The following is a 16290-nucleotide window of genomic DNA, read 5'->3' as shown; positions in this document are numbered from 1 at the left end:
ACAAGGCGGTGAATCCCTGTGGAATTCGGGCTCTTTGTTCAGGGCTACCTCGGCAAGCGCGCCGAGACCGACCCGCTCGCCGAGCACAAGGCGCTGATGGAGGAGACCGAGTACGTCATCCAGGCGGACAGGTCCGGGTTCAAGTACGCCTGGGCCTCCGAGCACCACTTCCTGGAGGAGTACTCCCATCTGTCGGCCAACGACGTCTTCCTCGGCTACCTCGCGCATGCCACGGATCGGATCCACCTGGGATCAGGGATCTTCAACCCCCTCGCGCCCGTCAACCACCCGGTCAAGGTCGCCGAGAAGGTCGCGATGCTCGACCATCTGTCGGAGGGCCGCTTCGAGTTCGGCTCGGGGCGGGGCGCCGGGTCGCACGAGATCCTCGGATTCATGCCGGGCATCACCGACATGAACCACACCAAGGAGATCTGGGAAGAGACGATCGCCGAGTTCCCCAAGATGTGGCTCCAGGACGAGTACGCCGGGTTCCGGGGCAAGCACTGGTCGCTGCCGCCGCGGAAGGTCCTCCCGAAACCGTACGGGCCCGCCCACCCGCCGATGTGGTACGCCGCCGGGTCGCCGTCTTCGTACGCCATGGCCGGCAAGAAGGGCCTCGGGGTGCTGGGCTTCAGCGTCCAGAAGGTCTCCGACATGGAGTGGGTCCTCGAGTCGTACAAGACGGCTGTCAAGGACGCGAAGGCGGTCGGCGCGTTCGTCAACGACAACGTGATGGTGACGTCGACGGCGATCTGCGCGGAGACACACGACAAGGCCGTCGGGATCGCGGTCTCCGGCGGCCTCAACTACCTCCAGTCGCTGCTGTTCCGCTACCACGACACCTTCCCGCGTCCGGAGGGCGTCCCGGAATGGCCGGAGCTGCTGCCGGAGTACACGGCGGAGATCATCGAGCTGCTGATATCCGAGGAACTGATGATCTGCGGCGACCCGGGGGAGGTGTTGCAGCAGTGCAAACGGTGGGAGCAGGCGGGAGCGGACCAGTTGTCGTTCGGCCTGCCGATCGGGGTGTCGTACGAGGACACGATGACGACGATCCGGCTGATCGGCGAGCACGTGATCCCGCAGATCGACACGGACCCGGTCCACCGGACGACGAGGTTCCGCGAGTCTGCGGGAGCGTGACCTTTCCCCTGCCTGCCCCTTCCCGAAACCGGGCTCCGCCCGGACCCGTTCCCCGTGGCTCCGCCCCCGGGCCCCCGCGCCTCAAACGCCGGAGGGGCTGGAACTTGCCGGTCTTGTCGGGGCTCCGCCCCGAGCCCCGCGCCTCAATCGGCGGCGGGGCTGGATGTGCCCCGCCCGGCGGGCTGGTGCCGCGCAGCGGCATATCCAGCCCGGCTGGGGTACCTCCCACGGCCGCCAGGCCGTAGGGGGAGATTGAGGCCACCGCGCGAAGCGCGGTACGCCGCCCGCAGGGTGGACCGGGTCTCAGGGCGGAGCCCGAACACCGCCCGCAGGGCGGCACCGGGGTCCGGGGGGCGGAGCCCCCCGGTTTCGGGAAGGGGCGGGGAGGGGGCAAGGCCCCGCGCAGCGGCCCACCCCCGCCCCCACCACGCGGACGGCGTCTTCCCGGACCGCCGCCCGTACCGGCCCGCCCGCGCCGACGGCGCCCGCACCGCCCGCCCCACCCAGCACGCGCAGAAGGGGACGCCATGCTCGCCCACCTCATCCGTAACGCGACCGTCGTCGACGGCACCGGCGCCCCCGCCCGCGCCGCGGACGTCGGCATCGGCGGCGACGGCCGCATCGCCGTCATCGCGGAGCCCGGACACGCTCCCGCGGCGGCGACCGACGAGGACGCCACCGGGCTCGTCCTCGCCCCCGGGTTCGTCGATCCGCACACCCACTACGACGCCCAGCTGTTCTGGGACCCGTACGCCACCCCGTCCCTGAACCACGGCGTCACGACCGTCGCCGGGGGCAACTGCGGCTTCACCCTCGCCCCCCTCAACCCGAACCGGCCCGGTGACGCCGACTACACGCGCCGGATGATGTCGAAGGTGGAGGGCATGTCCCTCGTGGCGCTCGAACAGGGCGCCCCGTGGAACTGGCACACCTTCGGCGAGTACCTGGACGCCCTCGACGGCCGCACAGCCGTCAACGCGGGATTCATGGTGGGGCACTGCGCGCTGCGCCGGCATGTGATGGGCCCGGACGCGATCGGCGGGCGGCCGAGCCCCGCGCAGCTCCAGGAGATGGTGGCGCTGCTGCACGACGCCATGGACGCCGGCGCGTGGGGACTGTCGACGACCCAGTCCTCGACCCACTCCGACGGTGACGGCCGGCCCGTCGCCTCCCGGCACGCCCTCCCGGAGGAGCTGCTCGCCCTGTCGAGGGCCGTCGGCGAGCACGAGGGGACGCAGCTGGAGGCGATCGTCGCCGGCTGTCTCGACCGGTTCGAGGACGACGAGATCGATCTGCTCGTCGAGATGAGCGCCGCCGCGGGACGGCCGCTCAACTGGAACGTGCTCACCGTCGACGCCGCCGTACCCGAGCGCGTGCCCCGCCAGCTGGTCCCGTCCGAGCGGGCCCGTAAGGCCGGTGGGCGGATCGTCGCGCTCACCATGCCGATCCTGACGCCGATGAACATGTCGCTGGGCACGTTCTGCGCTCTCAATCTGATCCCCGGCTGGGGCGAGATCCTGTCGCTGCCCGTGCCGCGGCGGATCGAAAAGCTGAGTGATCCGGCCGTGCGGGCCGAGATGCTGCGGCGGGCCGACTCCAGGGAGGCCGGCGTCTTCCGCCGCCTCGCGCACTTCGGCCGTTACGTCATCGGGGACACGTACACCCCGCGGAACGCGGGCCTGACCGGCCGGGTCGTCGGTGAGATCGCCGCGGAGCGCGGCCAGGACCCGTTCGAGTGCCTGGTCGAGATCTGCGCCGCCGACGATCTGCGCACGGTCCTGTGGCCCATGCCCACCGACAACGACCCCGACTCGTGGGCCCTGCGTGCCGAGACCTGGCAGCACGAGGACGTGCTGCTCGGCGGGTCGGACGCCGGCGCGCATCTGGACCGGATGTGCGGCGCCCCGTACACGACGCGGTTCCTCGGCGACTGTCTGCGCGGCCGGAGACTGGTCGGGCTCGAGGCGGCGGTGAAGATGCTCACCGACGACCCGGCGCGCCTTTTCGGCCTGCGCGACCGGGGCCGGGTCGTCAAGGGCCACTACGCGGATCTCGTCCTCTTCGATCCGGAGCGCATCGACGCGGGCCCGGCGACGCTGGTGCACGATCTGCCGGGCGACAGCCCGCGGCTGGACGCGAAGGCGGTCGGCATCGTGTCGGTCCGCGTCAACGGGGTGGAGACCATACGGAACGACGTGGTCACCGGGGCGGTGCCGGGCACGGTGCTCCGCTCCGGCCGGGACACGAGGACGGTGTCGACCAGGTGAGGGAGCGGCTGTTCATCGGCGGTGAGTGGGTCGAACCGGACGAGGGCCACTACGAGGTGATCGACCCGGCCACCGAGGAGGTCGTGGGTCTCGCCCCCGAGGCGAGCCGTGCCCAGGTCGACGACGCGGTGGCCGCCGCCCGCGAGGCGTTCACCGCCTGGTCCCGTATGAGACCCGAGGAGCGCGCCGCGATCCTGGACCGGGCCGCGTCCGTCGTGCAGCGTGATCTGGAGGCGCACACGGAGCTGGCCCGCGCGGAGAGCGGCGCGACGACGGCGACCGCGCGCGGTATGCAGGTCGCGGTCGCCGCGGCGCGGTTCCGCCGCTACGCCAGGGGCGCGCTGGAGCCGGTCGAGCAGGCCCTGCCGCCGCAGATCAGCGCCGCGGGCCCGATGGGCAGGGCGGGCGTCCTCGGCGCGGTCGCCGTACGCCGCCCGGTGGGCGTGGTCACCTGCATCACCTCGTACAACAATCCGTGGGCCAACCCGGCGGGCAAGGTCGCACCCGCGCTGGCGGCGGGGAACACGGTCGTCGTGAAGCCGGCCCCGCAGGACCCGCTGTCCGTGTACCGGATGGCCGAGGCCCTTCAGGAGGCCGGCGCCCCGCCCGGCACGGTCAATGTGGTCACGGGCTCCGCGGCGGCCGTCGGGGAGGCGGCCGTGGAGTCGCCGGACGTCGACATGGTCAGCTTCACCGGTTCGACGGCGGTGGGGCAGCGGATCGCCGAGGTCTGCGGCCGTGGGATGAAGCGCCAGCTGATGGAGCTCGGCGGCAAGGGCGCGGCGCTGGTCCTCGACGACGCGGACCTCGGCGCGGCGGTGCGCGGGATCGGCACGACGTTCTCGTTCTACAGCGGCCAGATCTGTACGGCCCCGACGCGCGTGATCGCTCAGCGCGGGGTGTACGACCGGCTGGTCGAGGGCCTCGCCGCCTACGCCCGCGCCCTGCGGATCGGCGACCCGGCCGACCCGGCGACGGTCGTCGGCCCGGTCATCTCGGCGGCGCACCGCGACCGGGTGGAGGCGTACATCGAGCTGGGCCGCAAGGAGGGGGCGCGTCCGGTGACCGGCGGCGGGCGCCCCGCGCACGACAGGGGCTTCTACGTGGCTCCGGCCCTCTTCGCCGACTGCACGAAGGACATGCGGGTCGTAAGGGAGGAGATCTTCGGGCCGGTGGTGGTCGTCGTTCCGTTCGACGACGAGGAGGAGGGCGTCGCGCTCGCCGGGGACAGCGACTACGGCCTGATCGACTACGTCTTCTCCGGCGACGTGGCCCGCGCCTTCCGTATCGCCGGGCGGCTGCGGTCGGGCGGCGTCGGGGTGAACACGGTCGGCAGGAACATGGAGGCGCCGTTCGGCGGCTTCCGGCGCAGCGGCGTGGGCCGGGACGTCGGCTCGTACGCCATGCATGCGTACAGCGAGCTCCAGGCGCTGGTCTGGCCCGGCTGAGAAGGGGCCACGGCCCTTGTGCCGTCGGGGCCGAAAAAAGAGGCGGGAAAATTTGAAACCGGTCAAAACGGGTGTCGCTGCGGTTTTCGCATTCCGGACAGGGAGGCGAGTGACCTCGTGATGTACTGCCGGTGACGCCCGTTCATCTTTCAATCATTCATCATGTGTCCGATCCATCCTTCGAATCGTAACCGAAGCCCTCGTCCCGCGTCCGGATCTCGATCTTCCGGATGTGGAAACCGCAGCGCTTAACGTCCTCTTCATGACTCAGCTCGATGCGCGGCCACAGGCAGGAGACACGGTACGGAGCGCCCCCGACGGGGGTGTCCGCACCAAGGGCCTCGGCGGGAACTCCGTCGGCCTGATGGGCGGAGCCGTCATCGGCGTCTCGACCGTCGCCCCCGTTTACTGCCTGACCTCCACCCTGGGCCCGACCGTCTCGGAAGTCGGGCTCCAGATGCCCGCGATCTTCCTTGCGGGCTTTCTGCCGATGCTGCTCGTGGCGTTCGCGTACCGCGAGCTCAACAAGGCGGTGCCGGACTGCGGCACCTCGTTCACCTGGTCGGTGAAAGCCTTCGGCCCCAGGATCGGCTGGATGTGCGGCTGGGGCCTGCTGGTCGCCACCGTCGTGGTCCTCTCCAACCTCGCCGGCGTGGCCACATCGTTCTTCTGGCTCACCGCCGGGGAGATCACGGGCAGCGGCAGCGTCGCCGCCCTCGACGGCAACAAGGCCGTCCACATCCTCACCACCCTCGCCTTCATCGCCGTCGCCACGGCTATCAGCTACCGGGGCATCACCGCGACCAAGTGGGTCCAGTACGCCCTGGTCGGGCTCCAGCTCACCGTCATCGTCATCTTCGCCGCCATGGCGGTCATGAAGTCCGACGAGGTGGCGGGCTCCCTGGACTTCTCGCTGACCTGGATGAACCCCTTCGGCATCGAGTCCTTCTCCGCCTTCACCGCCGGGCTCTCCCTCTCGATCTTCATCTACTGGGGCTGGGACGCCTGCCTGTCCATCAACGAGGAGAGCGTCGGCAGCTCCCGCACCCCCGGCCGCTCCGCCATGCTCGCCATGGTCGTCATCGTCGCCTCGTACCTGATGGTCGCCATCGCCGTGCAGATGTACGCCGGCATCGGCGAGGAGGGCACCGGCCTCGGCAACCCGGACACCTCCGACAACGTGTTCGCGGTCCTGGCCGACCCGATCATGGGCTCCGGCCTCGGCATCCTGCTCTTCGTCGCGGTCCTCGCATCCGCCGCGGCGAGCCTGCAGACCACCTTCATCCCCGTCGCCCGTACCGCCCTAGCGATGAGCGCCTACGACGCCATGCCCAAGGCCTTCGCCAAGGTCCACCCGCGCTTCAAGACCCCCGGCCTCGCGACCGTGGCCGCGGGCGTCGCCACCGGCGTCTTCTACACGGTGATGAGCCTCGTCAGCGAGAACGTCCTCGTCGACACCATCTACGCCCTCGGCCTGATGATCTGCTTCTACTACTCGATCACGGCCTTCGCCTGCGTCTGGTTCTTCCGCAAGGAGCTCACCCGGTCGACCTCCAACCTGTTCGTCAAGGGCGTCCTGCCCGGCGTCGGCGGCCTGATGCTCACCGCCGTCTTCGGCAAGACCCTCTACGACATGTGGGACCCGGCCTACGGCTCCGGCTCGTCGGTCCTCGGCATGGGCTCCGTCTTCGTCATCGGCGTCGGCCTGCTCCTGCTCGGAGTCGTCCTCATGGTCCTCATGCAGCGCCGCAGCCCGGCGTTCTTCCGCGGCGAGGTCCTGACGAAGGAGACACCGGCGCTGGAACTGGCCGGCTGAGGGGCCGCCTCGCGCAGCCCGCACGGCGGGCCGCACACCGGCGGTGAAGAGACGGAACGCGCGTCCCGGGACTCAGGACGCGCGTTCCGCCTCGCCCCGTTCCACGCAGAACTCGTTGCCCTCCAGGTCCGCGAGCGTCACCCAGCCCCTGCCGTCGGGGACCCGGTGGTCGGCGACCAGGGTCGCTCCCAGCTCCAGCAGACGGTCCACCTCCTCGTCGCGGGTGCGGTCCGTCGGCACGATGTCCAGGTGGACCCGGTTCTTCAGCGTCTTCGGCTCCGGGACGGTGACGAACAGCAGCGCCCCGCCCTTCGACTCGACCAGGGCCTCCGGGTCACCGGGTGCGTCCTCGTCGGAGACCTCGGCGTCCAGCACGGCGGCCCAGAAAGTGGCCAGGCGGTAGGCGTCGGCGCAGTCGATGGTGATGTGGCGCACAAGGGATCCCATGGCCGGAGCCTAGGGATCGACGGGCGCCGGCCGCACCGGCTTTTCCCGGCGGCGGCGTCGGCCGGCCGGTGTTCCCCCAGCGTCACCGTCCTCGTCAACCCCCCAGGAACACCGGGTTGGTGAACGCGGCGAGCGGACCCGGCAGCGGTGGCACGACGGGTGCGTGCCGCACCTCGGCCCGTACATAGCCCGCGTACTGCGCGGTCGTACGCCACTCCACCGTGCCCGTCCCCGAGGCGGGCAGTGCGGCCGTGTGCAGCACGCCCTGGTCGGTCACGAACCGGACCGTGCAGCCCGGAGCGCCCGTGATCTCCAGACGCACCGTCACCGGGTCGGCGTCGTCCACGCGCAGCCGCTCACCGATGCCGGCGTGCCGGCCGCGTCCGCCCGTCGCGGAGAACACGAGGGAGACGTCCTTGGACTCGGCGACGTAACTCCGGCCGGCCCGAATGCCGTCGAGAACCGCCTCACGGGTCAGGTCGTCGGCGAGGACCACGGTCTGCGGCGTGCCGATCGGGTCCGGGTCGCGGTGCGCGTCGCTGCTGCCCATGGCGGGGACCCAGCGCCTCCCGGTGCGGACGGCGAGCGCGAGCGCGCTGTCCCAGTCGGCGAGCGACACCTCGTCGTCGGGGGTGTACGGCCCGTTCCAGACCTCCACCGCGTCGGCCTCGCCGAAGCCGAACTTCCAGTTGCAGCCGATGCAGGTGGCGTGCGGATGCGCGGGGACCACGAGACCGCCCGCCCGGCGGATCACGCGGGCGTAGTGCCCGAAGCGGTTGTCACGGGCGCGGTAGCGCCAGTCGACGAACGTGCCGGGGTCGGTGCCGAGCGCCACCACGTGCCCGTTGCGTGTCGTGACCTCCTCGCCGAGCAGGACCAACAGGTCGTCACCGACCTCGTCCGCCCAGTGGGCGTGCGACGCATGGGTGTTGTGCTCGGCGGAGTTGATGAAGTCGAGACCGGCGGCGCGGGCGAGGGCGGCGATCTCCGCCGGGGTGCGCCTGCCGTCCGAGTACCAGGAGTGGATGTGGCAGTCGCCCCGGTACCAGGCACGCCCGCGCCCCTTGGCGCGCTCCGGCGGGTAAACCTGCGTCGCAGGCTCCGGAGCGGACCCGTAGGTGAGCGTGACCGTGACCTCGTAGGCCAGCCCCTGCGGCGCCACTGTGTACGGGCCCAGCGCGATGTGCCACGTGCCGGGGCGGACGGGACCGGGGAGGTAGCCGGGGGTCGCGTCGTCCGCGCGGATGAAGAATTCGCTGCGGGCGCCGCCCGACCAGCCCCGGAACCCGTCACCGCCGAGCGCGGTGCCCCGCTCGTCGAAGACGCCGATGTCGAGGGCGTTGCCCTGCGTGCCGCCGGGGACGGCCGGTTTCTCGTACGTGTAGGAGACGCGGATCTCCCGCACCCCGCGCGGCACTTCGACGGGCAGATAGACGTAGTCGGGCGAGCCGGGCGGCAGCGTGCCGCGCACGACCTCGGTCCGCCGCTCGCCGTCGCGCGGCGCGGCGCTCGCGAAGCTCACGGTGCCGAGCGTCAGGGCGGCGGCCGCGCCGGTGACGAGCAGCCCGCGCCGCGCCATCGTGTGTCCCGCGTGTTCTTCCTCGTTGCACATGCCGGGGCTCCCCAGGGTGTCGAGAAGGCTGCAGTGACGCAGTCGGAACCCTGGTATTCAGCCGTGAACACACGGCCAAGGGAAGGGGTTCGACCGACGACGCGGTCATGACCGGAGACGGACCGCCTCCGACGGAATACGTTGGACGCATGCGGATCTCGACCACGATCTTCCTCACCGACGAGACGATCAGCCCGGTGCGACTGGCCCGCGAGCTGGAGCAGCGCGGCTTCGCCGGCCTGTACGTCCCCGAGCACACCCACATCCCGGTGGAGCGCACCACGGGCCACCCGGCGGGCGGCGAACTCGCCCGCGAATACGGCCGCACCCTCGACCCGTTCGTCGCCCTCGCCCAGGCGGCGGCGGTGACCTCGACGCTCACCCTCGGCACGGGCATCACCCTGGTCGCCCAGCACGACCCGATCGCCCTGGCGAAGCAGATCGCCTCCCTGGACCATGTCTCCGGCGGCCGCTTCACGCTGGGCGTCGGCTTCGGCTGGAACAAGGAGGAGGCCGCGGACCACGGCGTCGAGTGGTCGGCCCGCCGTGAGCTCGTACGGGACCGGATGCGCCTGATGCGCGCCCTGTGGGCGGCCGAACCCACCCCCTACAAGGGCGAGTTCTGCTCGGTCCGCCCGTCCGCCGCCTTCCCCAAGCCGACGGGCGGCACCCCGCGCACCCTGGTCGGCGGCGCGGCGGGCCCGAAGCTGTTCGCCCACATCACGGAGTACGCGGACGGCTGGATGCCGATCGGCGGCCGCGGCCTCACGGAGACGATGCCGCAACTGCGTGCCGCCTGGGAGGCGGCCGGCCGCGACCCGAAGACCCTCCAGGTGGTCCCGTACGCGGTCCGCCCGTCTGCGGGCAAACTGGCCCACTACGCGGAACTGGGCGTGCCGGAGGTCGTCCTGCAACTCCCACCGGGGGAGGAGGCGGAGGTCCTGCGCGCGCTGGACGAGTACGCGCAGTACCTGTGACGGCCACCCGGTCCCGGAGGGTCTGCGGCGCCTTGTCCCTCCGCTCGTGAAGCGGCAGCGGGTCTCTCCTGCTCCGGACGCCATCAGGCTGCGACCGGGGCGGCGCACGCCTCGGTGCAGCCACCGCACAGCCCCGGCCTGTTGAGCGGAACGCGAGGTCCCATGCGTCGCACGTCTGGACCGGGTGCGGGCGTGGGGCGGCGGGAGGCGCGGCCGGGAGCGGCGGCGGCAGCAACTCCGCCGACCGGTGACGGAGCAGCCCGGCCGGGTGGTGCAGCGGCCGGCGGGCACCCACGCAACGCTGAAGACTCTAAGCTACTCGCATTTCAAGTACTGCTTCGATGAATGGATCGGGCGGAAGGTAATTGTGATCCGTCACGTAGTGGTAGATCAGGTCTGGGGCCGCGAGAGTCGATCCGCCCTCGGTCGTTACGCGTACCTCTGCAGATCCCAGCCGGATGGTTCGGTCGTTCACTTCGACCGTAAATGGGTAGTGGAGGTCACCTCCGGGGTGCGGCAGGGAGCATGCATGCCAACCGCGTGTTCTGGCTGTGGAGTGATCGCAGATGATCTCGAGCAACTTCTCTCGAAACTCACCTGATGTCGCCCCGCTTGGGTAGTCATATTCCCGCTCAAGCCAACCGACATTGAGGATACGAGAGGATTGATCGATCGAATCCTGGAGGTATGAGTAAAGAGTCAGGTCCGCGTAGTATGTCATTCTATTCGTTTCCTAGATTACCGATCTGCAAGCTGCCCAGTGTACTAGCCCCATATTGGGTCCTATTAGTTGCGAAAGGTAGTATGGATTGTCGACCGTCAGATTGCGAGGCACTCCTTGGATGTTTAGATCGTTGCCGGGGTAGAGTGTGTAGTCGGGAAGTAGTTCCCCGGGGCCGTAGACCTCGACGGGATTGGCTCCCTTCCCGGTTTCGATCCTATTCCCCAAGGAGTCAGAAATTGTCTCGCCGTGGCGTGAGTACATCGCGACCGAGGTGCCTTCTGGGACCCTGAGTGGGGTGCTGTCTCCTGCGTGGATTCCACCGTGACCGCTGTAAACGAATTGATTGTCAGGTCGTCCCATCCTACGAAGGTCCTGCATTTCTCCTTGTGCGTCGCTTATGAAGCTTGGCGCCGTTCCGTCGGGACTCCTTGTTTTAGTTCCTGGCGTGCATGGTGACAGGCCGAGTGGATCTGCTTCTATGGTCGGTTTTGATACGTAACATTCAGGGTTGGGGCCGGGGGTAAGCCCCAGCGGGTCCGGGGTTACGTAGCGGGCTGTGTGAGGGTCATAGTGTCGGAAGTGATTGTAATGGAGGGAAGTTTCTGGGTCGAAGTACTGGCCAGGGAAGCGAAGAGGGCTGTATGTGGTGCCGGTCTTTTCCCACGCAGTGGGTCCCCAAATTGTTGCTCGCGTTCGCCAGGCGAGGTCCCCGGCCTCATCCAGGAGCTCGCAGGGCGTACCGATAAGGTCCGTGGTGATGGAGAAGAAGCGTTCGTCGAAAGTATCTAGGACATCCGACGCAAGAATGCGTTCAGTCTGCGTCAATGGACGCAGCCCTGCATGCTCCCAGGTCAATGCCACCCTGTGAGGCATGGCCTTGTTCTCCGCCGTTTCCTCGCAGAGGGTGATGCCGTCCCAGGTGAAGGTGGTCTGTTCGAGGACCGTTGCGCCGTCGTCGGCAAGGCGCTGCTTCGCCGTGCGGCGGCCGAGGGCGTCGTATGCGTAGCGCCAGACCGTCCCATCCGGTGTGGTGACGGAGCGCATGCGGTCTTCGGCGTCCCACTCGTAGCGCCAGGTGTCCGGCTTGCGCGACAGGCGGGTCTTCTGGCGGAGGGTGATGCGGCCGAGGGCGTCGTGTTCGTAGCGGATGGTGCCGGCGCGGGTGATGGTGGTGCCGGTGTATTCGCGGGTGCCGACCGCTTCCTGGCCGGGGTGGCTCGCGGGCCAGGAGGCCTCGGTCTGGTTGCCTGCGGCGTCGTAGGCGTAGCGCTCGGTCCAGGCCACCGCGTGGACGGCGGTGACGCGGCCGACGGGGTCGAGGTCGAACGTCCGGGTGCCGGAGAGCTGGTCCGTGAGCGCGACGAGGTTGTCGTCGGCGCGGTAGGTGTAGTCGCGGCGCTGGATGCTGCGGCCTGCGGGTCCGGTGACGTGCTGGCTGGTGAGGCGGCCGAGCGGGTCGTACTGGTTGGTGAAGGAGACGGTGTCGCCGATGTGGCGGGCGGTCTCCTGGCCTGCGGCGTCGTGTTCGAAGGTGATGGTGCGGCCGGAGGTGGTCAGGGAGGTGCGGCGGCCGGCTGCGTCGTAGGTCCAGGTGCTGACCGCGCCGGTCGGGGTGGTGCGTCCCGTGCGGCGGCCGAGGACGTCGTAGGTGTACGACATGGTGCGGCCGTCGACCGTCTCGGAGACGAGGCGGCCGTGGCGGTCGCGCAGCCAGGTGACCGTCGCGTCGTCGTTGACCGCTTCGGCGAGCTGGCCCGTGAAGTCGTAGGCGAAGGTGGTGACCTTCCCGGCGGCGTCCTTGCGTACGAGGCGGTCGAGCTCGTCACGCTCGTAGCGGATCGTCTGGCCCAGGGCGTCGGTGCGTGCGACGAGGCGACCCGCGGCGTCCCGGTCGTAGGTGAGGGTGCGGTTGTCGAAGTCGGTCTCGGATATGAGGTGGCCGGCCGCGTCGTACGCGTAGTTCCAGGTCAGGCCTTGGGGGTTGAGGACCTGGGTGAGGCGCAGCTCGTGGTCGTGGGTGAACTCGTAGCGCACGCCGTCGGGGCCGGTGCGGGCGCAGAGCAGGTCAAAGTGTGTGTACTCGAAGCGGGACACCTGGCCGAGGGCGTCGGTGTGGGCGACACAGTTGCCTTCGCCGTCGTACGTCCAGGACTGCTGGGTGCCGTCGGCCTCGGTACGGCGGGCGAGTCTGCCTTCGGGTGTCCACTGGAGGCGGGTTGTCGCGCCGAGTGGGTCGGTGAGAGCGATGGGGCGGCCGAACGCGTCGCGCTCGACGCGGGTTGTCGCGCCGAGCGGATTGGTGATCTCGGCCGGGAGACCGGCCGGGTTGGTGCGGATGTGTGTGGCGTTGCCGAGGGCATCGGTGACAGAGGTGAGGTGGCCGGCTTCGTTGTAGGTGTAGCGGGTGACGGCCCCGTTCGGGGCGGTCACGGTGGTGCGGTTGCCGCGCTCGTCGTAGTCCTGGCGGACCGTCGTACGGTCGTGGTTGGTCAGGCGCACGGTCAGCCCGAAGGCGTTGTACTCGGCGGTTGCCTCACGGCCGTCGGGGCGGGCGACGGTGGTGGGGTTCCCCAAGGCGTCGTATGTGAAGCGTGTCGTGCGGCCGAGCGGGTCTGTCAGGGACAGGAGACGGTTGTAACGGTCGCGCTCGTAGCGGGTGACGGCGCCGAGCGCGTCGATCTCCTTGACGACCTGGTGGGTGTCGTTGATGACGAACCGGCTCACGGCACCGGCCGCGGTCGTGGTGGTCGTGGTGCGCAGGCCCGTCTCGGGGTCGATCCCGTCGTAGTCGAGGCGCAGGCTCATGTGGCCTGCGGCGCCGGACTCGGCGACGCAACGGTCCTGGTCGTCGTAGGCGTAGTCGTAGCGGCTGCCGTTGGTGTCTGTCCACGAGGTGACGCGGGCGCGGTCGTCGTAGGCGAACTTGAGTGGCAGACCCGAGGAGTTGACGACGTCGGTGAGGTGGCCGTCCGTGTAGCCGTAGCGCAGGAGCACCTGGTCCGAGCCGTCGGCTGTGGCCCCGGCCAGGTGCAGGGCCGTGACCCGCCCGTCCGCGGTGGTGAGCTTCAGGTGGTAGCCGCCACCGTGGACGATCGAGATCGGTGCGCCGGTCTCGTCGTACTCGAAGGTGATCCAGTTGCCGTTGCGGTCGTCGATCTGAGTGAGGAGCGCCTGGTCGTCCTGGAGGGTGGCGAAGCGCCAGGTACGGCCGGTGCCCGGGTCGGTGACCGTGTAGTCGCCGTCCGGGTCGCGGTCCAGTGGCCAGCGCGGCCCGTGACTGGGCATGACCGGAACGCCGGGGGCCGGGTGGGGGTAGGCAAGGAGGAGTCCGTCCTCGCAGACGAAGACGACGCCCTCCGAGTCGATCTCCAGGCGCTGGTCGGCCGTGGACGACCAGGACGGTCCGAACCACCGGCCGGCCCGGTAGTCCGAGGCGACACGGCGCCGGAAAACCAGCGGCAGGGTGCCCGGCAGAACGATGTCCGTCTGCGGGAGATACATGACGCCGGTGGCGAGATCGATCGGATCGGTACCGTTGCTGTGGACCGCTTCCGGCGGTCGAGAGGCGGCGGCCGCGTCATCCACGCCTTCGCGAGCAGCAGTTCTCGCGCCCGTGCTGGCCGCGTCCTTCATCCCGGCACGAGCCACCGTCTTCAAGGCTCCGGCGCCTTTGGTTCCGAGGAGTTCGGGGATGAGGCGGCCGATGAATTCGGACGGGTCGCCCTTGGCGGCGTCCCAGGCGTTCTTCAGGGCGCGGTCGGGGTTGGCGAGGGTGGAGGCGATGCCGGCGAGCGTCATGTTGACGCCCTTGTAGTACTCGGCCGGGTGGGTCAGGTTGTACGGGTCGATCGGGGCGATGGAGCGGACGAAGTTCACGATGCCCGCTGCGCCCTTGACCACGCCGCCGGCCAGGTGCATGACCTCCACACTCTGAGCCAGTTGGTGATCCAGGAACTCGAGTTTGAGCTTCTCCCGCCCGGTGGGCTCCTGCGGGGCATGCGCCATGGCCGCCGTGACCGCACTCTTCGCGGTTTCCCCCGCCTCGTTCCGAGCCTTGCGCGCATCGGCGAGGATCTCCCGGGCTCGGGCGCGCTTGGCCTTGCCCGGGTCGGAGAACTGACCGGGGTGCGGGAGCGGACTGTCCCCGTTGCGGGCGGCGTTGTAGGCGTCGACCTTCTTGTTGTACGCGTCGACCGCCGTCTTGGAGTCGGCCTCGCCCTCCTTGTAGAGGGCGATCGCCTCCCGGGCCTTGCCCTGCGCGCCGGTGACCGCCTTCGAGTAGGTCTCCAGCGCCTTCGCGGCGTCCTCGCAGGCATCGGCCGCCCGCAACCAGTCCGTGGGCAGAGGCTGGAACTTCTCCCGGAACGCGTTGGCGGCCTCACCCTTCCAGTGACCGGCGTCAAGCTTCTTCAGTCCTCCGCCGACGAGGTCGAACGCCTTCTGGAAGTCCCGCAGGTTCTTCACCGACTCGGCTATCTTCTCCGGCCGGCCGTGGATCAGCTCATCGGCCTCCTCACTCTGACCGAGCTGCTGCTCACCCACCTCCGCGCCCATTGAGGACGCGGTCTCGTCACCCCAGTCCTCGACCGAGTCGGCCCAGTCGTCCGCCCCGACCTTCTCCAGCCCGGCGCCGATCTTGTCCGTGCCCCAGTCGACACCCTCACCGAGGGCTTCCTTGCCCTTGTCGATCCCGGCGTCGACCGTGTCGACGACCCTGTCGGTGGCCTTGCCCGCCAGATCGCCGATGATCCCGAAGTCCGCCATCAGCCCCTCTCCCCCCACCGCGGCTGCTCGGCCAGGTCCACCGTCTCCTGGGACGGATCGAGCATGTCCTTCATCTCCCCGTCGATGGCCTCACGCATCGTCGGATCCAGCGCACCGGAACGCTCCATCGAATCGAGCAGCGCGTCCTCGACGTCGTACGTCGTGTCCCGCCAGGTCTGCTCGACCTCGGCATGCGCCTCGGCCATCGACTCGGGGCTCCAGTCCGGGTTGTCCCACATGTGCTGGTCACGGATGGTGTCCCAGCGCATCTGCTTGACCTCGTTCTCCGACAGATGCGGATTGCCGTTGACGGAATTCACGCCGATTTTGATCGCGTCCTTGACGTACTGCTCCTGCTCGGCGAATGAGCCGACCGACAACCCCAGCGCCTGAGCCACCAGATTGCCCTTCAGCGTCAGGGCCCGAACCCCCCACTCCCACCGCTCGCAGAACGTCTCGAACTGCGACGTCAAACCACCGTGCCCCAACTCCAGCCCCGACAAGGCCAGATCCGAGAACCCACGCCCGACCGACGCCTCCCCGATCATCCCGAGATCCTTCAGCTCGGTGTGCGCCAGTTCGATACCCGCCGCGATCTCCTCCAGCACCGACGGCGGCGCCACCAGATCAGCGTTCTCCCCACTCACCGCGTCCCCCCGAGATCCACCGCCACCGCATCCGGCACGACCCCCGCCACCGGCGGGAACAACATGCCCTCCTCACCGCCCGCATCCAACGCAACACCCGCCGGACCCGGCAGCATCGGCACCATCACATCCAACAGCCGGGCACCCAACACCGTCCGGTACTCCCACTCACGCCCCGCATCCCCCCGAGCACGAGCGAACCGCGACAGCGCCTCCTCGTCGGAGAACGCACAGATCCACCGCACCCCGTTGAAATCCGCCGTCCACAAACTCCCCTGCCCATCGAACGGCACCAGCACCGCCGCACGCCGGAACTCACCCAGCAACCGGGCAAACCAACGTCGTCCGGCGGACACTTCATCGTGGACCGGTGCCGTGTCATTCGCCGTGTCGTCCACAGGCTGCTGCTCCTCGAGCGGCACCTCCGGCACTCCCGGAGCAGGCC

General features: G+C 69.6%; 9 protein-coding genes and 1 pseudogene. 5 read left to right on the top strand and 5 right to left on the bottom strand.

Annotation, left to right across the window (positions count from 1 at the left end):
• The first annotated feature begins 18 nt into the window (after window positions 1–18).
• The 4 genes from OGH68_RS15480 to OGH68_RS15465 all read left to right on the top strand — a co-directional run bounded on the left by OGH68_RS15480 (window position 19) and on the right by OGH68_RS15465 (window position 6674).
• Complete coding sequence (locus OGH68_RS15480) at window positions 19–1143, top strand: LLM class flavin-dependent oxidoreductase (protein ID WP_264244518.1); 1125 nt, start codon at window positions 19–21, stop codon at window positions 1141–1143.
• 527 nt (window positions 1144–1670) lie between these two features.
• Window positions 1671–3410, top strand: a complete 1740-nt coding sequence (locus tag OGH68_RS15475) for an N-acyl-D-amino-acid deacylase family protein (protein WP_264244516.1) — start codon at window positions 1671–1673, stop codon at window positions 3408–3410.
• On the top strand, window positions 3407–4858 hold the full coding sequence (locus tag OGH68_RS15470) for an aldehyde dehydrogenase family protein (RefSeq protein ID WP_264244514.1): 1452 nt from the start codon (window positions 3407–3409) through the stop codon (window positions 4856–4858). Before OGH68_RS15475 ends, OGH68_RS15470 begins: the two co-directional genes overlap by 4 nt.
• Before the next feature lie 262 nt (window positions 4859–5120).
• Window positions 5121–6674 carry an APC family permease gene (locus tag OGH68_RS15465; protein ID WP_264244512.1) on the top strand — a complete coding sequence of 518 codons (1554 nt, stop codon included), beginning with the start codon at window positions 5121–5123 and terminating at the stop codon, window positions 6672–6674.
• A gap of 75 nt (window positions 6675–6749) precedes the next feature.
• Here the strand turns inward: OGH68_RS15465 and OGH68_RS15460 are convergent.
• Together OGH68_RS15460 and OGH68_RS15455 are read right to left on the bottom strand one after the other, a co-directional pair.
• A pseudogene (locus OGH68_RS15460) lies at window positions 6750–7121 on the bottom strand (VOC family protein); the annotation flags it as partial.
• A gap of 94 nt (window positions 7122–7215) precedes the next feature.
• Complete coding sequence (locus tag OGH68_RS15455; RefSeq protein ID WP_264244508.1) at window positions 7216–8733, bottom strand: CehA/McbA family metallohydrolase; 1518 nt, start codon at window positions 8731–8733, stop codon at window positions 7216–7218.
• 149 nt (window positions 8734–8882) lie between these two features.
• Between OGH68_RS15455 and OGH68_RS15450 the strand changes: the two genes are divergently transcribed.
• A complete protein-coding gene (locus OGH68_RS15450; RefSeq protein WP_264244506.1) occupies window positions 8883–9710 on the top strand; it encodes an LLM class F420-dependent oxidoreductase in 828 nt (275 codons plus the stop codon).
• Between the two features lie 733 nt (window positions 9711–10443).
• Here the strand turns inward: OGH68_RS15450 and OGH68_RS15440 are convergent.
• Genes OGH68_RS15440 through OGH68_RS15430 form a run of 3 tightly spaced genes read right to left on the bottom strand, consistent with a single transcriptional unit; the run spans window position 10444 to window position 16267 of the window.
• Complete coding sequence (locus OGH68_RS15440; RefSeq protein WP_264244504.1) at window positions 10444–15198, bottom strand: putative T7SS-secreted protein; 4755 nt, start codon at window positions 15196–15198, stop codon at window positions 10444–10446.
• The gene (locus OGH68_RS15435) at window positions 15198–15845 is read right to left on the bottom strand and encodes a hypothetical protein (protein WP_264244502.1); all 648 of its coding nucleotides are present in this window, start codon (window positions 15843–15845) and stop codon (window positions 15198–15200) included. Before OGH68_RS15435 ends, OGH68_RS15440 begins: the two co-directional genes overlap by 1 nt.
• Window positions 15842–16267: an SseB family protein gene (locus tag OGH68_RS15430; protein WP_413470987.1), complete on the bottom strand. Its 426-nt coding sequence runs from the start codon at window positions 16265–16267 to the stop codon at window positions 15842–15844. Before OGH68_RS15430 ends, OGH68_RS15435 begins: the two co-directional genes overlap by 4 nt.
• Between the last annotated feature and the right edge of the window lie 23 nt (window positions 16268–16290).

Source organism: Streptomyces peucetius (assembly GCF_025854275.1).
Lineage (GTDB): Bacteria > Actinomycetota > Actinomycetes > Streptomycetales > Streptomycetaceae > Streptomyces > Streptomyces peucetius_A.
The sequence above is the reverse complement of the archived record's forward strand: the minus strand, read 5'-3'. Positions and strand labels throughout refer to the sequence as shown.